This is a genomic window from Micromonospora sp. NPDC048986 (assembly GCF_040649335.1).
Taxonomy (GTDB): Bacteria; Actinomycetota; Actinomycetes; order Mycobacteriales; family Micromonosporaceae; genus Micromonospora; species Micromonospora alfalfae.
The window spans coordinates 216,465-232,150 of record NZ_JBEZFJ010000012.1; the positions used below are offsets into that span (position 1 = coordinate 216,465).

Annotated in this window: 12 protein-coding genes; 2 read left to right on the forward strand and 10 right to left on the reverse strand. The window is 72.0% G+C overall.

Going from position 1 to position 15,686, the window contains the following annotated elements:
- Nucleotides 1–25 precede the first annotated feature (25 nt).
- Together AB0B94_RS24170 and AB0B94_RS24175 are read right to left on the reverse strand one after the other, a co-directional pair.
- Nucleotides 26–1,276 carry an extracellular solute-binding protein gene (locus tag AB0B94_RS24170; protein WP_357284349.1) on the reverse strand — a complete coding sequence of 417 codons (1,251 nt, stop codon included), beginning with the start codon at nt 1,274–1,276 and terminating at the stop codon, nt 26–28.
- A 24-nt stretch (nt 1,277–1,300) separates the two neighbouring features.
- Complete coding sequence (locus AB0B94_RS24175) at nt 1,301–2,290, reverse strand: LacI family DNA-binding transcriptional regulator (RefSeq protein WP_357284352.1); 990 nt, start codon at nt 2,288–2,290, stop codon at nt 1,301–1,303.
- A 145-nt stretch (nt 2,291–2,435) separates the two neighbouring features.
- On the opposite strand from AB0B94_RS24175, the gene AB0B94_RS24180 reads away from it, so the two are divergent.
- Entirely contained in the window at nt 2,436–4,547 is a 2,112-nt protein-coding gene (locus AB0B94_RS24180) for a glycogen debranching N-terminal domain-containing protein (protein WP_357284355.1), read from the forward strand.
- A 186-nt stretch (nt 4,548–4,733) separates the two neighbouring features.
- Here AB0B94_RS24180 and AB0B94_RS24185 read toward each other — a convergent pair whose 3' ends face one another.
- From AB0B94_RS24185 to truB, 7 genes are all read right to left on the reverse strand, one after another.
- A complete protein-coding gene (locus AB0B94_RS24185; protein WP_357284358.1) occupies nt 4,734–5,204 on the reverse strand; it encodes a GNAT family N-acetyltransferase in 471 nt (156 codons plus the stop codon).
- A gap of 113 nt (nt 5,205–5,317) precedes the next feature.
- A complete protein-coding gene (gene dapB, locus AB0B94_RS24190; protein ID WP_357284362.1) occupies nt 5,318–6,085 on the reverse strand; it encodes a 4-hydroxy-tetrahydrodipicolinate reductase in 768 nt (255 codons plus the stop codon).
- Nucleotides 6,086–6,192: 107 nt separating this feature from the next.
- Nucleotides 6,193–7,590 (reverse strand): pitrilysin family protein, encoded by a 1,398-nt coding sequence (locus AB0B94_RS24195; protein ID WP_357284366.1) that lies wholly within the window; start codon nt 7,588–7,590, stop codon nt 6,193–6,195.
- 47 nt (nt 7,591–7,637) lie between these two features.
- Nucleotides 7,638–10,028, reverse strand: a complete 2,391-nt coding sequence (locus AB0B94_RS24200) for a polyribonucleotide nucleotidyltransferase (protein WP_357284369.1) — start codon at nt 10,026–10,028, stop codon at nt 7,638–7,640.
- 227 nt (nt 10,029–10,255) lie between these two features.
- Entirely contained in the window at nt 10,256–10,525 is a 270-nt protein-coding gene (gene rpsO / locus AB0B94_RS24205) for a 30S ribosomal protein S15 (protein ID WP_030337594.1), read from the reverse strand.
- A gap of 199 nt (nt 10,526–10,724) precedes the next feature.
- Nucleotides 10,725–11,654 carry a bifunctional riboflavin kinase/FAD synthetase gene (locus tag AB0B94_RS24210; protein WP_196921595.1) on the reverse strand — a complete coding sequence of 310 codons (930 nt, stop codon included), beginning with the start codon at nt 11,652–11,654 and terminating at the stop codon, nt 10,725–10,727.
- A gap of 76 nt (nt 11,655–11,730) precedes the next feature.
- Nucleotides 11,731–12,615, reverse strand: a complete 885-nt coding sequence (gene truB, locus AB0B94_RS24215) for a tRNA pseudouridine(55) synthase TruB (RefSeq protein WP_357284373.1) — start codon at nt 12,613–12,615, stop codon at nt 11,731–11,733.
- Between the two features lie 54 nt (nt 12,616–12,669).
- On the opposite strand from truB, the gene AB0B94_RS24220 reads away from it, so the two are divergent.
- Nucleotides 12,670–13,749, forward strand: coding sequence for a hypothetical protein (locus AB0B94_RS24220; protein WP_357284376.1), 1,080 nt, complete (start codon nt 12,670–12,672; stop codon nt 13,747–13,749).
- A 21-nt stretch (nt 13,750–13,770) separates the two neighbouring features.
- Here the strand turns inward: AB0B94_RS24220 and AB0B94_RS24225 are convergent, their stop codons facing one another.
- Nucleotides 13,771–15,096 (reverse strand): MATE family efflux transporter, encoded by a 1,326-nt coding sequence (locus AB0B94_RS24225; RefSeq protein ID WP_357284380.1) that lies wholly within the window; start codon nt 15,094–15,096, stop codon nt 13,771–13,773.
- Between the last annotated feature and the right edge of the window lie 590 nt (nt 15,097–15,686).

The following is a 15,686-nucleotide window of genomic DNA, read 5'->3' on the forward strand; positions in this document are numbered from 1 at the left end:
GTTCGCCGGGGCCCCCGCCATCACCTCAGCTGCCGCCGAGGGCCGCCTTGGCGTTCTTGTCGAAGCTCTGCAGCACGGTCTTCGGGTCGCCGTTGGCCAACCCCTGCAGACCGGTGTCGAGGTCCTTGAGGACGCTGTCCATCTTCGGGGCGTTCACCGGGCCCTGGGCGTACGCGGCGCCGTCGATGAACACCTTGTCCGCCGGGAAGGCGGCGGTGTACTGGTCGCGGGCCGACTGGCGGGACGGCATCACACCGAACGCCTTCGCGAAGGTCATCTGCTGCTCGCCGCCGGTCATCGCCTCGACGAACTTGATCGCCTGGTCCTTGTACCTGCTCTTCGCGGCGATGCCCCAGCACTGGGTGAAGGAGAGGGTGCCCTGCCCCTTGGGGCCGGCCGGCAGCGCCACGACCTTGTACTTCACGTTCGGGAAGTCGTTCTGCAGCGCACCCTTGATCCAGTTGCCCTCGATGGTCATCACGGCCTTGCCCTTGCCGAACGCCTCACCGGACCAGCCGGCGTCGAGCTGCTTCGGGTACTTGGCCAGTCCGGTGCTGAGCATGGTCTTGACGTACTGGAGGGCGGCGAGGTTCTCCGGGGTGTCGGCGGTGGGCTGCTTGCCGTCCTTGCTGACCAGCCAGCCGCCGTTCTGCACCATGAAGGCACCGATCCGGTCCCGGGTGTCACCGAGCGCCAGCGGGACCTGACCCTTGGCCTTGATCTTCTGGGCGACGGCGGTGAGCTGCTCCCAGGTCGTCGGCACGTCGGCGTCGGTCAGCCCGGCCCTGGTCCACAGGTCGGTGTTGATCTGCAGGGCCAGTGTCGAGAAGTCCTTGGGCGCGCAGTAGAGCTTGCCGTCGTACGTGAAGGCGGTGCGCAGGCTCTCGTAGAAGTCGCTTGGGTTGCTGACCTTGTCGCCGTACGGCTCCAGGGCGCCGACGCTGGCGTAGTTGGCGAACTGGGCCGCGTCCACGTAGAAGACGTCCGGCGGGGTGCCGCCGGCGAGCGCCTGACCGAGTTGCTGGGTGAGGTCCTGCGCCGGGGTGACCGTCGCGGTGTTGCCGGAGCTGCCGGCCCACTTCGCGGCGGCGTCCTGCACGGCCTTGGTCTCGGCTTCACCGGACGAGCCGATCAGGATCTGCAGGCTGGCCGGGCCGCTGGACTGGGCGGTGTCGCCGGAGGAGTCGTCGAAGCCGCTGCCGCAGGCGGCGGAGCCGAGGAGGGCGACGGCGGCGAGGCCGGCCACCGCTGCCCGGGTGATTGTTCGGGGTGCCATGGTTTCTCCTGGTGGGGGGTGGGACTACGCGGTGTGCCGCAGTGCCAACGAGGGCTGGAGCAGCACGGGGGTGGGGGTCTCGTGGTCGCCGTCGAGGACCCCGGTGAGCAGGTCCACGCAGCGGGCGGCGGCGTCGCCGAGCGGTTGGCTGACGCTGGTCAGCCCGACCGCGGCGGCTACCGGTGTGTCGTCGAAGCCGATCACCGCCACCGGCGGGTCGGTGCCGCGGATGGCCTGGAGGGCGCCGAGGGCGAGCGAGTCGCTGGCGCAGACCACGGCGCTCGGCGTCACCGCGACGAGCAGGTCACGCATCAGACGTTCGCCCTCGGCGATGCCGTCCTCGGTCTCCCGGTGCAGCCCGGTCGGGTCGACGCCGGCGGCACGCAGGGCGTCGCGCCAGCCGGCCCGCCGGTCGTCGCCGACGCCGGAGCCTTCCGGCCAGCCGATGAAGGCGATCCGCTGGTGGCCGGCGTCGAGCAGACGTCGGGTGGCCTGGGCGGTGCCGGCCGCGCCGTCCACGTCCACCCAGGGGTGCGCGTCGAGCGCGTCCCATGGGCGACCGAAGGTCACGAACGGCACGTCCCGGTCGGCGAGCCATTCGGTGCGCGGGTCGCCGTACTTCGTGCCCACCAGCACGAACGCGTCCAACTCGTAGGTGCCGAGCAGGTCGCCGTAGGTGGCGATCTCCCGGTCGTCGTCGGTCGCGGTGTAGAGCAGGACCCGGTAGCCGGCGGCGTCGGCGGTCTCGGTGAGGCCGTGCAGGAAGCGGTCGAGCACGGAGCCGTTGATGCCGTCGCGGGTCGGGTCGATCCGGGCGGCGATGAGGCGGGACCGGCCGGTGCGCATCTGTCGGGCGGCCTGGTTGGCCCGGTAGCCGAGCGCGTTGATCGCGTCCTCGACCCGCTGACGGGTCTCCTGCCGCACGATGTGCGGGCTGTTGAGCACGTTGGACACCGTCTGCCGGCTGACTCGGGCGTGCCGGGCCACCGTCGCGATGGTCACCTTTTCGGCCACTTAATCCCTCTCGCCATCTTGAACGATCCAATTTGGATAAGGCAGGATTGGATCGTTCAAGTTTCTGGAATGTTTCGCACTTTGCACCGCCAGGGGCGCGTTGTCAAGATGGCCGCCCCGCACCCCGAGGATCTGGAGCCACACCGTGATCGAACGCCAGCTGCAACCCCTCCTGCACGAGCTGGTCGGGGTGGTCCTCGCCCCGACCAGCGCGCTGGGGGACGCGACCGGGCAGATCCGCCCGACCGGCGTCCAGGGCGTCTTCCACGCCGACGCCCGGGTGCTCTCCCGCGCCGAGCTGCGGATCGACGAGCGGGAGCTCGAAGGGCTGGCCCGCGGCGACGACGGCCCGCACGGCGCACACTTCGTGAGCCTGGCCCGCTGGCTCGGTGACCCCACGCCCGATCCCACCGTTCGCGTCGACCGGCTCCGGCGGGCCACCCGCGACGGCCTCACCGAGGAACTGCGGATCGTCTCCACCGCCTCTGTCGGCGTACGGGCCACCGTCACCGTCGACCTCGGCTGCGACCTGGCACCCATCGAGGTGGTCAAGTCCGGTGGGGCCACCGACGCGTTGCCAGCCACGACCGCCCAGCCCGGCACGCTCACCTGGTCAGGCACCGGGATCACCGTCACCGTCACCGCGCCGGGCGCCGACGTGCGCGCCGACGGCGAGAAGGCCAGCACGCCCCGGCTGGTCTGGCCGGTCGACCTGCCGCCCGGCGGCGAGACCGTGCTGCGCTGGCAGTTGAGCGTCGACGACCCGCGCGCCGTCGTCGTCGGCCCGACCGGCGAGCCCGAGTGGTCCCGCCCCGAGGTGAGCGCCGACGACCGACGGCTGACCCGGCTGCTCGACCGCAGCCTGGACGACCTGCGCGGCCTCCGACTGGCCGAGACCGGCGCACCAGGTGACGTGTTCCTCGGTGCCGGAGTGCCCTGGTTCCTCACCCTGTTCGGCCGGGACAGTCTCTGGGCCGCCCGGATGATGCTGCCGCTCGGCACCGACCTGGCCGCCGGCACCCTGCGCGTGCTCGCCCGCCGGCAGGGCACCCGCGTCGACCCGGCGACCGGCGAGGCCCCCGGCAAGATCCTGCACGAGCTGCGCCGCCACGCGTTCGCCCTGCCCGACAACGGCCTGCGCCTTCCACCGGCGTACTACGGCACCGTCGACGCCACGATGCTCTGGGTGAACCTCCTGCACGACGCGTGGCGTTGGGGCATGCCCGCCGAGCAGATCGAGCCCCTGCTGCCGCACCTGGAGGCGGCGCTGCACTGGCTCGGCGAGCACGCCGACCCGGACGGCGACGGACTGGTCGAGTACGTCGACACCACCGGACACGGCCTGTCGAACCAGGGCTGGAAGGACTCCGGCGACGCCGTCCGCTTCCACGACGGGTCCCTGGCCACCGCGCCGATAGTGCTGGCCGAGGTGCAGGGGTACGCGCACGAGGCCGCAGTGAACGGCGCCGCCCTGCTGGACGCCTTCGGCCGACCGGGTGGCGACCGCTGGCGCGAACACGCCGCCGCGCTGGTCGGCCGGTTCCGCAAGAGCTTCTGGGTCGACGGTCGCCACGGCCCGCAACCCGCGCTGGCCCTCGACCGCGACAAGCGCCCGGTCGACTCGCTGACCAGCAACATCGGCCACCTGCTCGGCACCGGCCTGCTCGACCGGGACGAGGAGGCCCAGGTAGCGCGCCTGCTCACCACCGAAACGATGTCCGCCGGGTTCGGGCTACGCACGATGTCCAGCGACGACGCCGGATTCAGCCCGCTGTCGTACCACTGTGGCTCGATCTGGACCCACGACACCGCCATCGTGCTCGGCGGGCTGGCCCGGGCCGGGCACCGCGAGGCCGCGCTCGGGCTGGCCGACGGGCTGCTCAGCGCGGCCGAGGCGTTCGACTACCGGATGCCGGAGCTGTACGGCGGCGATGACCGGGCGCAGGTGAGCCGCCCGGTGCCGTACCCGGCCTCGTGTCGACCGCAGGCGTGGGCCGCGACGGGCGCGGTGCTGCTGCTCCAGGCCGCCATTGGGCTCTACCCGGACGTACCGGGCGGCACGGTGCGACTGGCACCCCTGGCGGGAGCGGAGCTCGGCGCCGTGGCGGTCGACGGCCTCCGCGTGGCCAACGCCCCGGTGCACGTCACTGTCGACCGCACCGGCGAAGCCACAGTCACCGGCCTTCCCACCCCACTGACCGCAACCCCGACCCTCCCCACCCAACGCCGCCCCAAAACCCCAACCCACCTTCCCTAACCACTCCCCTAACCCCGCCCCGCCCCGCCCCCACCGGTCGATCATGGAGTTGTGGTGGGCGTCAGCACCACAACTCCATGATCGACGTGGGCCAGGCCCGGTGAACCCCGCGATCTTGCGGTTTCGGTTGTCGGTATGGGGCGGTATGCCCCTTATGTTGGGACAGGAAGTGCAAGATCGCGGAGGTCAGGGGGTTCGTTCGGCGATCAGCTCGTCGTCGTCCACGGCGCCGGTGGGGTGGAAGCCCAGGGAGGTGTAGAGGGCGGCGGCTGGGGTGTTGTCGGGGTGGTACGACAGGCGGACCGGGGGGTTGCCGGCTCGGGCCGCCAGCCAGGGGGCCAGCGTCTGCACAGTGGCCCGGCCGACGCCCTGGCCCTGCTCTGCGGCGTCGATCAGCATCCCGCCGATCCAGTGCGAACCGTCGTCGTCCACGCCCCACATGACGTGCCCGACGACGGTCTCGTCGGCGTACACCGCGAGCGAGTTCCACACCTCGGAGCGCATGCTCAGCAGCAGATAGCGCGCGCCCAGCGCGGCCACGAACCGGCGCTGGTCGTCGCGCGGGGCGACGTCGGCCACCGCCCGCCAGTTGTCGTCGTCGACCGGCCGCAGCGTCACTCGCCGCCCGGCCCGATCCAGGTGTCCCCCATTGATCATTCGCCGGATGCTACCCGGCCCACGCTCGCAGATCTTGGACACTTTCCGTCAACTGGGAACGGAAACCGTCCAAGATCTACCGAGCCGCGATGTGGAGGAGCGGACCCCGACCGTCAGTCGAGCAGGGCGTCCAGGCCGACGGTGAGGCCGGGGTGGTTGCGCACCGCGCGGACGGCCAGCAGCACACCCGGCATGAACGACACCCGGTCGTACGAGTCGTGCCGGATGGTCAGCGTCTCGCCGGTGCCGCCGAACAGCACCTCCTGATGGGCGACCAGGCCGGTGGCGCGCACCGCGTGCACACGTACCCCGTCGATCTCGGCGCCGCGCGCACCCGGCACCTCGTCCTTGGTGGCGTCCGGGACCGGACCGAGGCCGGCCTCGGCGCGGGCCTGGGCGATCTGCCTGGCGGTGTGGGTGGCGGTGCCACTCGGGGCGTCAAGCTTGCGCGGGTGGTGCTGCTCGATGATCTCGACGGACTCGAAGTGTCGGGCGGCGCGCGCGGCGAACTGCATCATCAGCACCGCGCCGATTCCGAAGTTCGGGGCGATGACGACGCCCACCTCGGGCTTGTCGGCCAGCCAGCCGCGCACCTGCTCCAGCCGCTGCTCGGTGAAGCCGGTCGTGCCGACCACCGCGCTGATGCCCTGCTCGATGCACCACTGGAGGTTGTCCATGACGACGTCCGGCGTGGTGAAGTCGACGACCACCTCGGCGCTGGAGACGGAGGAGCGACTGTCGCCCTGGTCGACCGCCGCGGTCAGGGCGAGATCGTCGGCGGCGTCGACCGCCTTGCAGACCTCGATGCCCATCCGGCCGCGCGCGCCAAACACGCCGACCCGCAGCTGCTGGGCCGGGGTCTTTCCCTGCTCGTCAGTCACGGGGCACAACCTATCCCAATCGGGACGGGACCCTCCGGCCGGATCCGCTGTGCTCCACCTGCCGGGACGCCCGACCGGGGTGCCTCGACCGGGCCGGGCGGCAGACCTCAGACCGCGAAGTCGCCAGCGCCGAACGGGCCCACGACGGCCAGCGACATCGGCCGGCTGAGCAGTTCGGCGGCGAGGACGTTCACGTCCTGCACTGTGACCTCGTCGACCCGGCGGAGCAGCTCGTCGACCGGCATCAGGTCGCCGTAGAGCAGCTCACCCTTTGCCAGCCGGCTCATCCGGGAACCGGTGTCCTCCAGACCGAGCACGAACGAGCCCTTGCTCATCCCCTTGCCCCGGGCCACCTCGGCCTCGGTCAGCCCGTCGGCGGCCACCCGGGCCAGCTCCGCGCGGGTCAGGGCCAGCACCTCGTCCACCTTGCCCGGCGCGCAGCCAGCGTAGACGGCGAACAGGCCGGTGTCGGCGTACTGGCTGGCGTAGGAGTAGACCGAGTAGGCGAGGCCGCGCTGCTCGCGGATCTCCTGGAACAGGCGGCTGGACATGCCGCCGCCGAGCACGTTGTTGAGCACCCCGAGGGCGAACCGCCGATCGTCGAGCCGGTCGATGCCGGGGCAACCGAGGATGACGTGCGCCTGCTCGGTCTCCTTCGGCTCCACCAGCGTGGTCGCCGGCTTGGTGCGTACCGCAGGGGTCGCCGAGCGGTGCGGCGCCGGACTGGCCGGGTCGCTGTCCAGCGGGGTGCCGCGCACTGCCTGACGGACCAGCTTGACCACCGCGGCGTGGTCGAGGTTGCCGGCGGCGGCGATGACGATCTGCGGCGCGGTGTAGCGACCCCGGTAGAAGGTCTGGATCTGCCGCCGGGTCATCGGGGTGACGGTCTCCGCGGTGCCGGAGATCAGCCGGCCCAGCGGGTGATCGCCGTAGACGGCCTGGACGAAGAGATCGTGCACCTCGTCACCCGGCTCGTCGTCGTGCATGGCGATCTCCTCAAGGATCACGCCACGCTCGGTCTCGACGTCTGCCGGCTCCAACAGCGAGTCCGCGACCAGGTCACACATCACGTCGATCGCCAGCGGCAGGTCCTCGTCCAGCACGCGGGCGTAGTAGCAGGTGTATTCCTTGGTGGTGAAGGCGTTGGTCTCGCCACCCACCGCCTCGATCTGCGAGGAGATCTCCAGGGCGGTGCGCTTGTGCGTGCCCTTGAAGAGCAGGTGCTCGAGGAAGTGCGCGGCACCGGCCTGCGGGCCGGTCTCGTCACGCGAGCCGACCGCCACCCAGATGCCGAACGAGACGCTGCGCATCGCCGGAATCGCCTCGGTGAGGACGCGCAGGCCGCTGGGCAGCACGGTACGTCGTACCGTGCCGCCCAGCGGGTCGTCGCTGAGCGTCCGGGTCACCGCGCGGGCGGTGCCGCCGGAGCGGCCCGCCCCGGTGTCCCGAGACGGGGCCACCCCCCGTCGATCCGGTGGAAACGGCGCGCTGATGGCCCGACTCACGACTTGCTCCCGGTTCGACGAGGGGTGGGTGATGCGTTGTACGGCTGTCAGCTGTGCCGGGTCCGACGGCGCGGACGCTCGCCGCCCTCGCCACCCTCGCCGCCGCCGCCGTTGCCGCCCTCGCCGCCGCGCTCCGGGCCACGCCCGCCACGGTCGCCGCCACGCTCACGGTCGCCGCGGTCACGCGGAGCACGGTCGCCCCGGTCCCGGCCAGCCGGCCGGTCACCAGCGGCGGCCTCACCGGCGGCCGGAGCCTCGGTGCCCTCTGGGCGGACCTTGTCGAGGTAGATCTTGCCGCGGGCGTCGATGTCAGCGATCTCGACCTCGACCCGGTCACCGACGTTGAGGAAGTCCTCAACGCGCTCGACCCGCTTGCCGTCGCCCACCTTGGAGATGTGCAGCAGGCCGTCACGGCCCGGCAGGAGCGAGATGAACGCGCCGAACGCGGCGGTCTTGACCACGGTGCCGAGGAACCGCTCGCCCTGCTTCGGCAGCGTCGGGTTGGCGATGCCGTTGATCCGGTCGACGGCCGCCTGGGCCGACGGGCCGTTGGTGGCGCCGACGTAGATCGTGCCGTCGTCCTCGATGGAGATCTCGGCGCCGGTCTCGTCCTGGATGGCGTTGATGGTCTGCCCCTTCGGGCCGATCACCATGCCGATCTTGTCCACCGGGATCTTGACGGTGGTGACCCGCGGAGCGTAGTCGGACATCTCGGCCGGAGCCTCGATCGCCGCCTTCATGACCCCGAGGATGACCTGCCGGGCCTCGTTCGCCTGCTGCAACGCGGCGGCCAGCACGTCCGACGGAATGCCGTTGAGCTTGGTGTCGAGCTGGAGCGCGGTGACGAACTCCGGCGTGCCGGCGACCTTGAAGTCCATGTCACCGAACGCGTCCTCGGCACCGAGGATGTCGGTCAGCGTCACGTACTGGGTCTTGCCGTCCACCTCGTCGGAGATGAGCCCCATCGCGATGCCGGCGACCGGCGCCTTCAGCGGCACACCCGCGGAGAGCAGGCCGAGCGTCGACGCGCAGACCGAACCCATCGAGGTGGAGCCGTTGGAGCCGAGCGCCTCCGACACCTGCCGGATGGCGTACGGGAACTCCTCGCGCGACGGCAGCACCGGGATCAGCGCGCGCTCGGCGAGCGCGCCGTGACCGATCTCGCGACGCTTCGGCGAGCCGACCCGGCCGGTCTCACCGGTCGAGTACGGCGGGAAGTTGTAGTTGTGCATGTAGCGCTTGCGGTTCTCGGGGGACAGCGTGTCCACCATCTGCTCCATGCGGAGCATGTTCAGCGTGGTGACACCCAGGATCTGGGTCTCGCCCCGCTCGAACAGCGCCGAACCGTGCACCCGGGGCAGCACGCCGACCTCGGCGGTCAGCGCCCGGATGTCGCGCGGGCCACGCCCGTCCATGCGGACCTGCTCGCGCAGCACGCGGTTGCGCACCTCGGACTTGGTCAGCGACCGGAAGGCAGCGCTGAGCTCCTTCTCCCGACCCTCGAACCGAGCGCCCAACTCCTCGGCGACCCGGGCCTTGACCCGGTCCAGGGCCTCCTCGCGGTCGGCCTTGCCGGCGATGGTGATCGCCTCGGCCACGTCGGCGCGGGCCAGCTCGGAGACGGCGTCGTACACGTCGTCCTGGTAGTCCAGGAAGACCGGGAACTCGGTGACCGGCTTGGCGGCGACCTCGGCCAGCTCGCTCTGCGCGCGGCACAGCTCACGGATCGCCGGCTTGGCGGCCTCCAGGCCGCTGGCGACGATCTCCTCGGTCGGGGCGGTGGCACCGGCCGAGATGAGGGCGACGGCGTTCGGGGTGGCCTCCGCCTCGACCATCATGATCGCGACGTCGCCGTCCTCGAGCGTGCGGCCGGCCACGACCATGTCGAAGGTGGCGCGAGCCAGCTCCTCCAGGGTCGGGAAGGCGACCCACTGGCCGTCGATGTGGGCGACACGGGTCGCCCCGATCGGGCCGGAGAACGGCAGGCCGGAGAGCTTCGTCGACATCGAGGCGGCGTTGATCGCCACGACGTCGTACGGGTGCTGCGGGTCGAGCGCGAGGATGGTCTCGACGACCTGGACCTCGTTGCGCAGGCCCTTGACGAAGGACGGGCGCAGCGGCCGGTCGATCAGCCGGCAGGTGAGGATCGCGTCCTCGCTGGGCCGACCCTCACGGCGGAAGAACGAGCCGGGGATGCGGCCCGCGGCGTACATCCGCTCCTCGACGTCGACGGTCAGCGGGAAGAAGTCGAACTGCTCCTTCGGGTGCTTACCGGCGGTCGTGGCGGAGAGAACGACCGTCTCGCCCAGCTGGGCGATGACGGAACCGGCGGCCTGGCGAGCCAGCCGACCGGTGGAGAAGGTGATCTCGCGGGTGCCGAAGGACCCGTTGTCGATCACGGCGGTGCGGGATTCGGTGCCGAGTTTGGTCTCGGTCATGTGCTGTGGTGCTCCTTCGCGTCGTGGGCCCACGACATCGGGGAGCTGCTCAGCCGGCCGGTCTTCGATCGAAGCGCCCGGGTGGCCGGCATGATGCCGGGGTTCCCGGGGGCCACTACCGGAGACCGGTACGCTGACCGGCTCCCTCTCGGGTGGTCGCGCGGCCCGTGTTTCCTCAGGTGGGACGCGGTACGGGGGAGCGGCCGTCCGGCCACTCCCCCGTCACGTCACCGGCGCAGACCGAGCCGCTCGATGAGCGACCGGTAGCGGGCAATGTCCTTCTTCTGGACGTAGTTGAGCAACCGACGGCGCCGGCCGACCAGCAGCAGCAGCCCACGGCGGCTGTGGTGGTCGTGCTTGTGCACCTTCAGGTGCTCGGTCAGCTCGGCGATCCGCTTGGTGAGGACCGCTACCTGGACCTCCGGCGAACCGGTGTCGCCCTCGGCGGTCGCGTACTCCGCGCGGATGCTGGCCTTGGCTTCCTGATCGAGCGCCATGTTCTCCCTGTTTCGATGGGTTGATCAAGTGGGTGTCCGTCGTCCCGATGGACCGGGAACGGACCGGTACCTCGCACCCGCGGCGTCGAGCAGGCACGCGAGGCCCCACGCCGGTCACCCGACGTCCCGGCAAGACTACCAGCACTCGCCGGTAACACCCGGCGAAGGGCCTCGGTGGCGGCCCGTCGCCCCGGCACGATCAGGCCAGTACGCGCCGGGTGCGCTCGACGTCCTGGTTCATCTGGGCGATCAACGGCTCGATCGAGTCGTACCGGATCTGACCACGCAGGTGCGCCACGAAGTCCAGGGCCAGCCGCTCGCCGTACAGGTCGCCGGAGAAGTCCAGCGCGTACGCCTCCACCCGCCGCTCCCGACCGGAGAAGGTCGGGTTGGTGCCCACGGAGACCGCCGCCAGCAGCGGCTCGTGCTGACCGCGGCGGATCAGCCGGGCCGCGTACACGCCGTCGGCGGGCACCGCCGCGTACCGGTGGCAGAGCAGGTTGGCGGTGGGGAAGCCCAGCTCCCGGCCCCGCTGGTCGCCGCGGACCACCACGCCCTCCACCCGGTGGGGGCGGCCCAGCGCGGCGGCGGCCGCGCCCACGTCGCCCGCGTCGACGCAGGACCGGATGTACGTGGAGGAGAAGACGGTGCCGGCCTCGGCGACCAGCGGCGCGCCCTCCACGCCGAACCCGAACGTCTGACCCAGCCGTTCCAGCAACGCCACGTCGCCGGCGGCCCGGTGCCCGAAGCGGAAGTTGCCGCCGACCACCACCAACGCGGCGTGCAGGTGCTCGACCAGGACGTCGTGCACGAACTGCTCGGCCGGCACCCGGGAGAACTCCGGGGTGAACGGCACCACGCAGAGCACGTCCACGCCGAGCGCCTCGATCAGCTCGGCCTTACGGGCCGGCTCGGTGAGCACCGCCGGGTGCGAACCGGGGCGGACCACCTCGGCCGGGTGCGGGTCGAAGGTGACCACCACCGACTGCACGCCCAACTCGCGGGCCCGGGCCACGGCGTGCCCGATCGTCGCCTGGTGCCCCTTGTGCACGCCGTCGAAGACGCCGATGGTGACCACCGAGCGTCCCCACCCGCCGGGCGCCGCGTCGTAGCCCCGCCACCGCTGCATGCCGTTCCTCTCTGCTGTCCCGCCGGCCGGCGGGTCGACACCGCCGGCTGCGGGCCGGCGGACCTGCGCTGCGCTGTCAGGCCGGCGCGAGCACGATCTCCGCGCGGGCCCGTCCGTCCCGCTCGCTGACGATAGCGATCAGGCCGCCGGCCGGCCCGAAGACGGCGTACGGCCCGGTGAGGCCGGCCGGGTCCAGTGGCCCACCGTGGGCGAGCACCCGGGCCTCGTCCGGCGTGGCCTCCCGGCGCGCGAAGAACCGGTCGGCCGCCGCGTCCAGCGGCAGGTTCACCACGTCCGGGGCGCGCTGCTCCAGCTCGTCGAGGGTCGCCGCCTCGGCGAGGGTGAAGCCACCCACCGCGGTACGCCGCAGCGCCGTGAGGTGCCCGCCGACGCCGAGCGCCAGGCCGGCGTCCCGGGCGATGGCCCTGATGTACGTGCCGGAGGAGCAGGTCACGTCCACGTCCACGTCGACCACGTCCGGCTCGGTGCGACGGATCGCCAGCACCTCCAACCGGGAGATGGTGACCCGCCGTGCCGGTAGTTCGACACTCTCCCCGTCGCGGACCCGCTTGTACGCCCGCTGCCCGTTGATCTTGATGGCGCTGACCGCGCTCGGCACCTGCTCGACCTCGCCGCTCAGCCCGGCCAGCGCGGACCGGATCGCGTCGTCGGTGACCTGCCCGGCCGCCACGGTGGCGGTCACGTCGCCCTCGGCGTCGTCGGTGACTGTGGTCTGGCCGAGCCGGATGGTGCCGGCGTAGCTCTTGCCGGCGCCGATCACGTAGGTCAGCAGCCGGGTGGCCCGGCCGACACCGATCACCAGCACGCCGGTCGCCATCGGATCGAGGGTGCCGCCGTGCCCGACCCGTCGGGTCTTCGCCAGTCGGCGGATGCGCGCCACCACGTCGTGCGACGTCATGCCGCCGGGCTTGTCGACCACGATCAGACCATCGGTGCTCACGTCGGCCAAGCCTGCCAGATGACACCCGCTCCGCAGTGCGTGGGCAGGCCCTGCGTGACCCGAGCCTCCGGCACCTACTATCTGCTCGCGCGCGTCACCAGCGGCGAAACTGACGGGGGAAACATGGACAACACGTCGTCGAGCGAGCCCACACCGACGGACCCCGGCGACCCGCCACCGCCGCCCGCCGCGATAGCGCAGGTCAACCCGGTGCAGCTACCGGAGTGGCTGCGGTCGTCGCAGACCGAGCACCAGCCCACCGGATGGGACCGGGTCCGTTTCTTCTCGGCCCGGCACAACGGGGCCCTGCTGCTCGGCCTCGGGCTGGTGCTGGCACTGCTGATGGTCGTCGGCGGGGTGGTGTTGGTCGGTCGGGTCGCCGATGGTGTCCGCACGTCCGCCTCGGCGAGCCCCACACCGAGCAGCACGCCGCCGGTGAGCAGGGTCGGCGAACCACGGGACCTGTTCGCCGGGTCGCCCGCGGCCTCCTTCGCACCAGCCGAGGAGGCCGTGCGGATGCCGGCGGCCAAGGGCACCGGACCGTTCACCGCGACCCAGGTACGGGCGGCGCTGGAGTCGGTGCGCAAGGCACTGATCGAGAGTCGGGTCGACATCTCGATGTTCTCCGGGGATCCGGCGCCGTTCCTCGCGCTGCTCGCCCCGGATGCTCGCGAACGGCTCCGGGGCGACTTCACCAACGGCAGCTTCCTGCGGTACGCCACGAGGATGGCGTCGCCGTCGGAGTGGGAGTTCGGCGTCCGCGCCGACGGCCGGGTCAGTTACCGGGCCACCAGGCAGAACGGCATCCGACTGCTGGAGGTCTCCACTGAGTTCGTCTGGGCGTACCCGTTCGACGTGGACCTGCGGGCGCCCGCCGGCGCGACGGTGGTGGCGCTACGCGACCAGGTGGTGTGGCAGGTGCCGCACCCGGACGACGTGCCGGCCTCCGCCCGCGGCCTCTGGATCACCTCGGCGGAGGCCGTGACCTGGAACGCGGACTGCGACCAACTCCGTGAGGGCTGGGTGCAGGAGCAGTTCTGGGTGGCCGATGTGCACGGAGACCGGATACCCGCTGGCGACCCGGGCACCATCTTCGACATCGACGCGCCCGCGCCGACCACCACGCGCTGCTGACCGGCGGGCCCCGGCGACCCGTCAGCGGACCGCGCCGGTCACCGCCCACCTGCCGTTGCGCAGCCGCAGCAGCAGGGCGACCAGCCGGATCACCACGAACACGGTGAGCCCGGCCCAGATGCCGCCCAGCCCGAGGTTGAGCGCGTACGCCAGCCAGATGGCCGGCAGGAATCCTCCGAGCGCCGCCACGATGGTGAGGTTGCGCAGGTAACGCACGTCGCCGGCGCCGATCAGCACGCCGTCGAGGGCGAACACCACCCCGGCCAGCGGCAGCATGACGACGAACCACGGCCAGGCCACCATGGCCTGCTCGCGTACCCCCGCATCGGAGCTGAACCACGACGGCACCACGCCCGCGCCGGCGGCGACGAGCAGCGCGAAGCCCACGCCGCAGACGCCGCCGAGGACCCCGATCCGACGGGCGAGCGCCCGCGCACCCGCGTCGTCGCCGGCGCCGAGCGCGGCACCGACCAGGGACTGCGCGGCGATGGCGAGGGCGTCGAGCACCAGCGCGGTGAAGAACCAGAGTTGCAGGGCGATCTGGTGGGCACCGACGGCGGCGGCGCCGAAGCGGGCGGCGACGGCTGTCGCGGACAGAAAACTGGCCTGGAACGCCAGCCCACGGATCAGCAGGTCCCGGCTGAGCACCAGTTGCTGGCGGATCACGCGAGGTTGGGGGCGCAGCGACACCTTCTCACCGACCAGGGCGGCGGCGAAGAGCACCCCGCAGAGCGTCTGCGCGACGACGTTCGCCACTGCCGAGCCGACCAGACCCAGCCCGCCGGGATAGACCAGCAGCGGGCAGAGCAGCGCGGAGAGCAGGTTGGGGCCGAGCACGAAGTACAGGGGGCGGCGAGTGTCCTGCACGCCGCGCAGCCAGCCGTTGCCGGCGGCGGCGAGGAGCAGGCCGGGAGCGCCGAGGGCCGCGATCCGCAACCACTGGGCGGCGGCGTCGGCGACCTCGCCACCACCACCGGCGAGGGTACGCGCGAGCGCGCCGCCGCCAACCTGCATGCCGACCGCGATCAGCAGACCGACACCGAACGCCAACCAGGACGACTGGACGCCCTCGGCGACCGCTGCGGCCCGGTCACCCGCGCCGAAGCGGCGGGCGGCGCGACCGGTGGTGCCGTAGGCGACCACGGTGCCCACCCAGGCGGTGAGCGTCATGACAGTGCCGCCGACGGCGAGCGCGGCGAGCGGCACCCGGCCGAGGTGACCGACCACGGCGGTGTCGACAAGCACGTAGAGCGGCTCGGCGGCGAGCACCACAAGGGCCGGCAGGGCGAGCGCGGCGATCCGTCGAGGCGAGGCGGGTCGGTGAGCGGTGGTGGCGGCGTGGTTCATCGCCGCCGATCCTGGCATGGCTGCGGTAAGGATCGCAATCCAGCAGGCTGCTTACCGTGGCCGGTGCGCCCCGCCGACCCCTTGGCGCGTCCGGCTCGTCCCAGCCCTTCGCGCGGCACCTGCCGGCGTCGCAGTCGGGACGCCGGTCGGACGCTGCCCAGTCGGGACGCCGGTCGGACGCTGCGCGGTCGTGGCGTCGGCCGGGCGCTGCCCAGTCGGGACGCCGGTCGGACGCTGCGCGGTCGTGGCGTCGGTCGGGCGCTGCCCAGTCGGGACGCCGGTCGGACGCTGTGGAGCTGATGTCGTAGACGAATCACGTCGTGATGTCGCAGACGATTCAGCTCCAAAGGCGAACCAGGAGGTGCCCGGATCTTCCGACCAGACGGATCTGAGGGATCACCCTCGGAGAGGTCGGATCACTGACGGGTGTCCATCGACGTCTGCAGCGCGCGGCGGGCCTGCTCGCGGGCGTCGTCGGTGGTGGTCTCGGGCTTGGGCTTGTTCGGCATGGTGGCGCTCCCCTTCCCAGGGCGTGAGCCGCCGACACGCGGCGGCCCTCACGGGCGGTCGTGCTGAGCGCCCCACGGCGG

Bases quoted from the DNA above. Each gene is read 5' to 3' on its own strand.
- rpsO (WP_030337594.1), bottom strand. From the start codon at position 10,525: ATGGCGCTCGATCAGGAAGCCAAGGCCAGCATCCGCGCGGAGTACGCG.
- AB0B94_RS24225 (WP_357284380.1), bottom strand. From the start codon at position 15,096: ATGAACCACGCCGCCACCACCGCTCACCGACCCGCCTCGCCTCGACGG.
- AB0B94_RS24170 (WP_357284349.1), bottom strand. From the start codon at position 1,276: ATGGCACCCCGAACAATCACCCGGGCAGCGGTGGCCGGCCTCGCCGCC.
- AB0B94_RS24185 (WP_357284358.1), bottom strand. From the start codon at position 5,204: ATGATCAATGGGGGACACCTGGATCGGGCCGGGCGGCGAGTGACGCTG.
- AB0B94_RS24210 (WP_196921595.1), bottom strand. From the start codon at position 11,654: ATGCAGCGGTGGCGGGGCTACGACGCGGCGCCCGGCGGGTGGGGACGC.
- AB0B94_RS24200 (WP_357284369.1), bottom strand. From the start codon at position 10,028: ATGACCGAGACCAAACTCGGCACCGAATCCCGCACCGCCGTGATCGAC.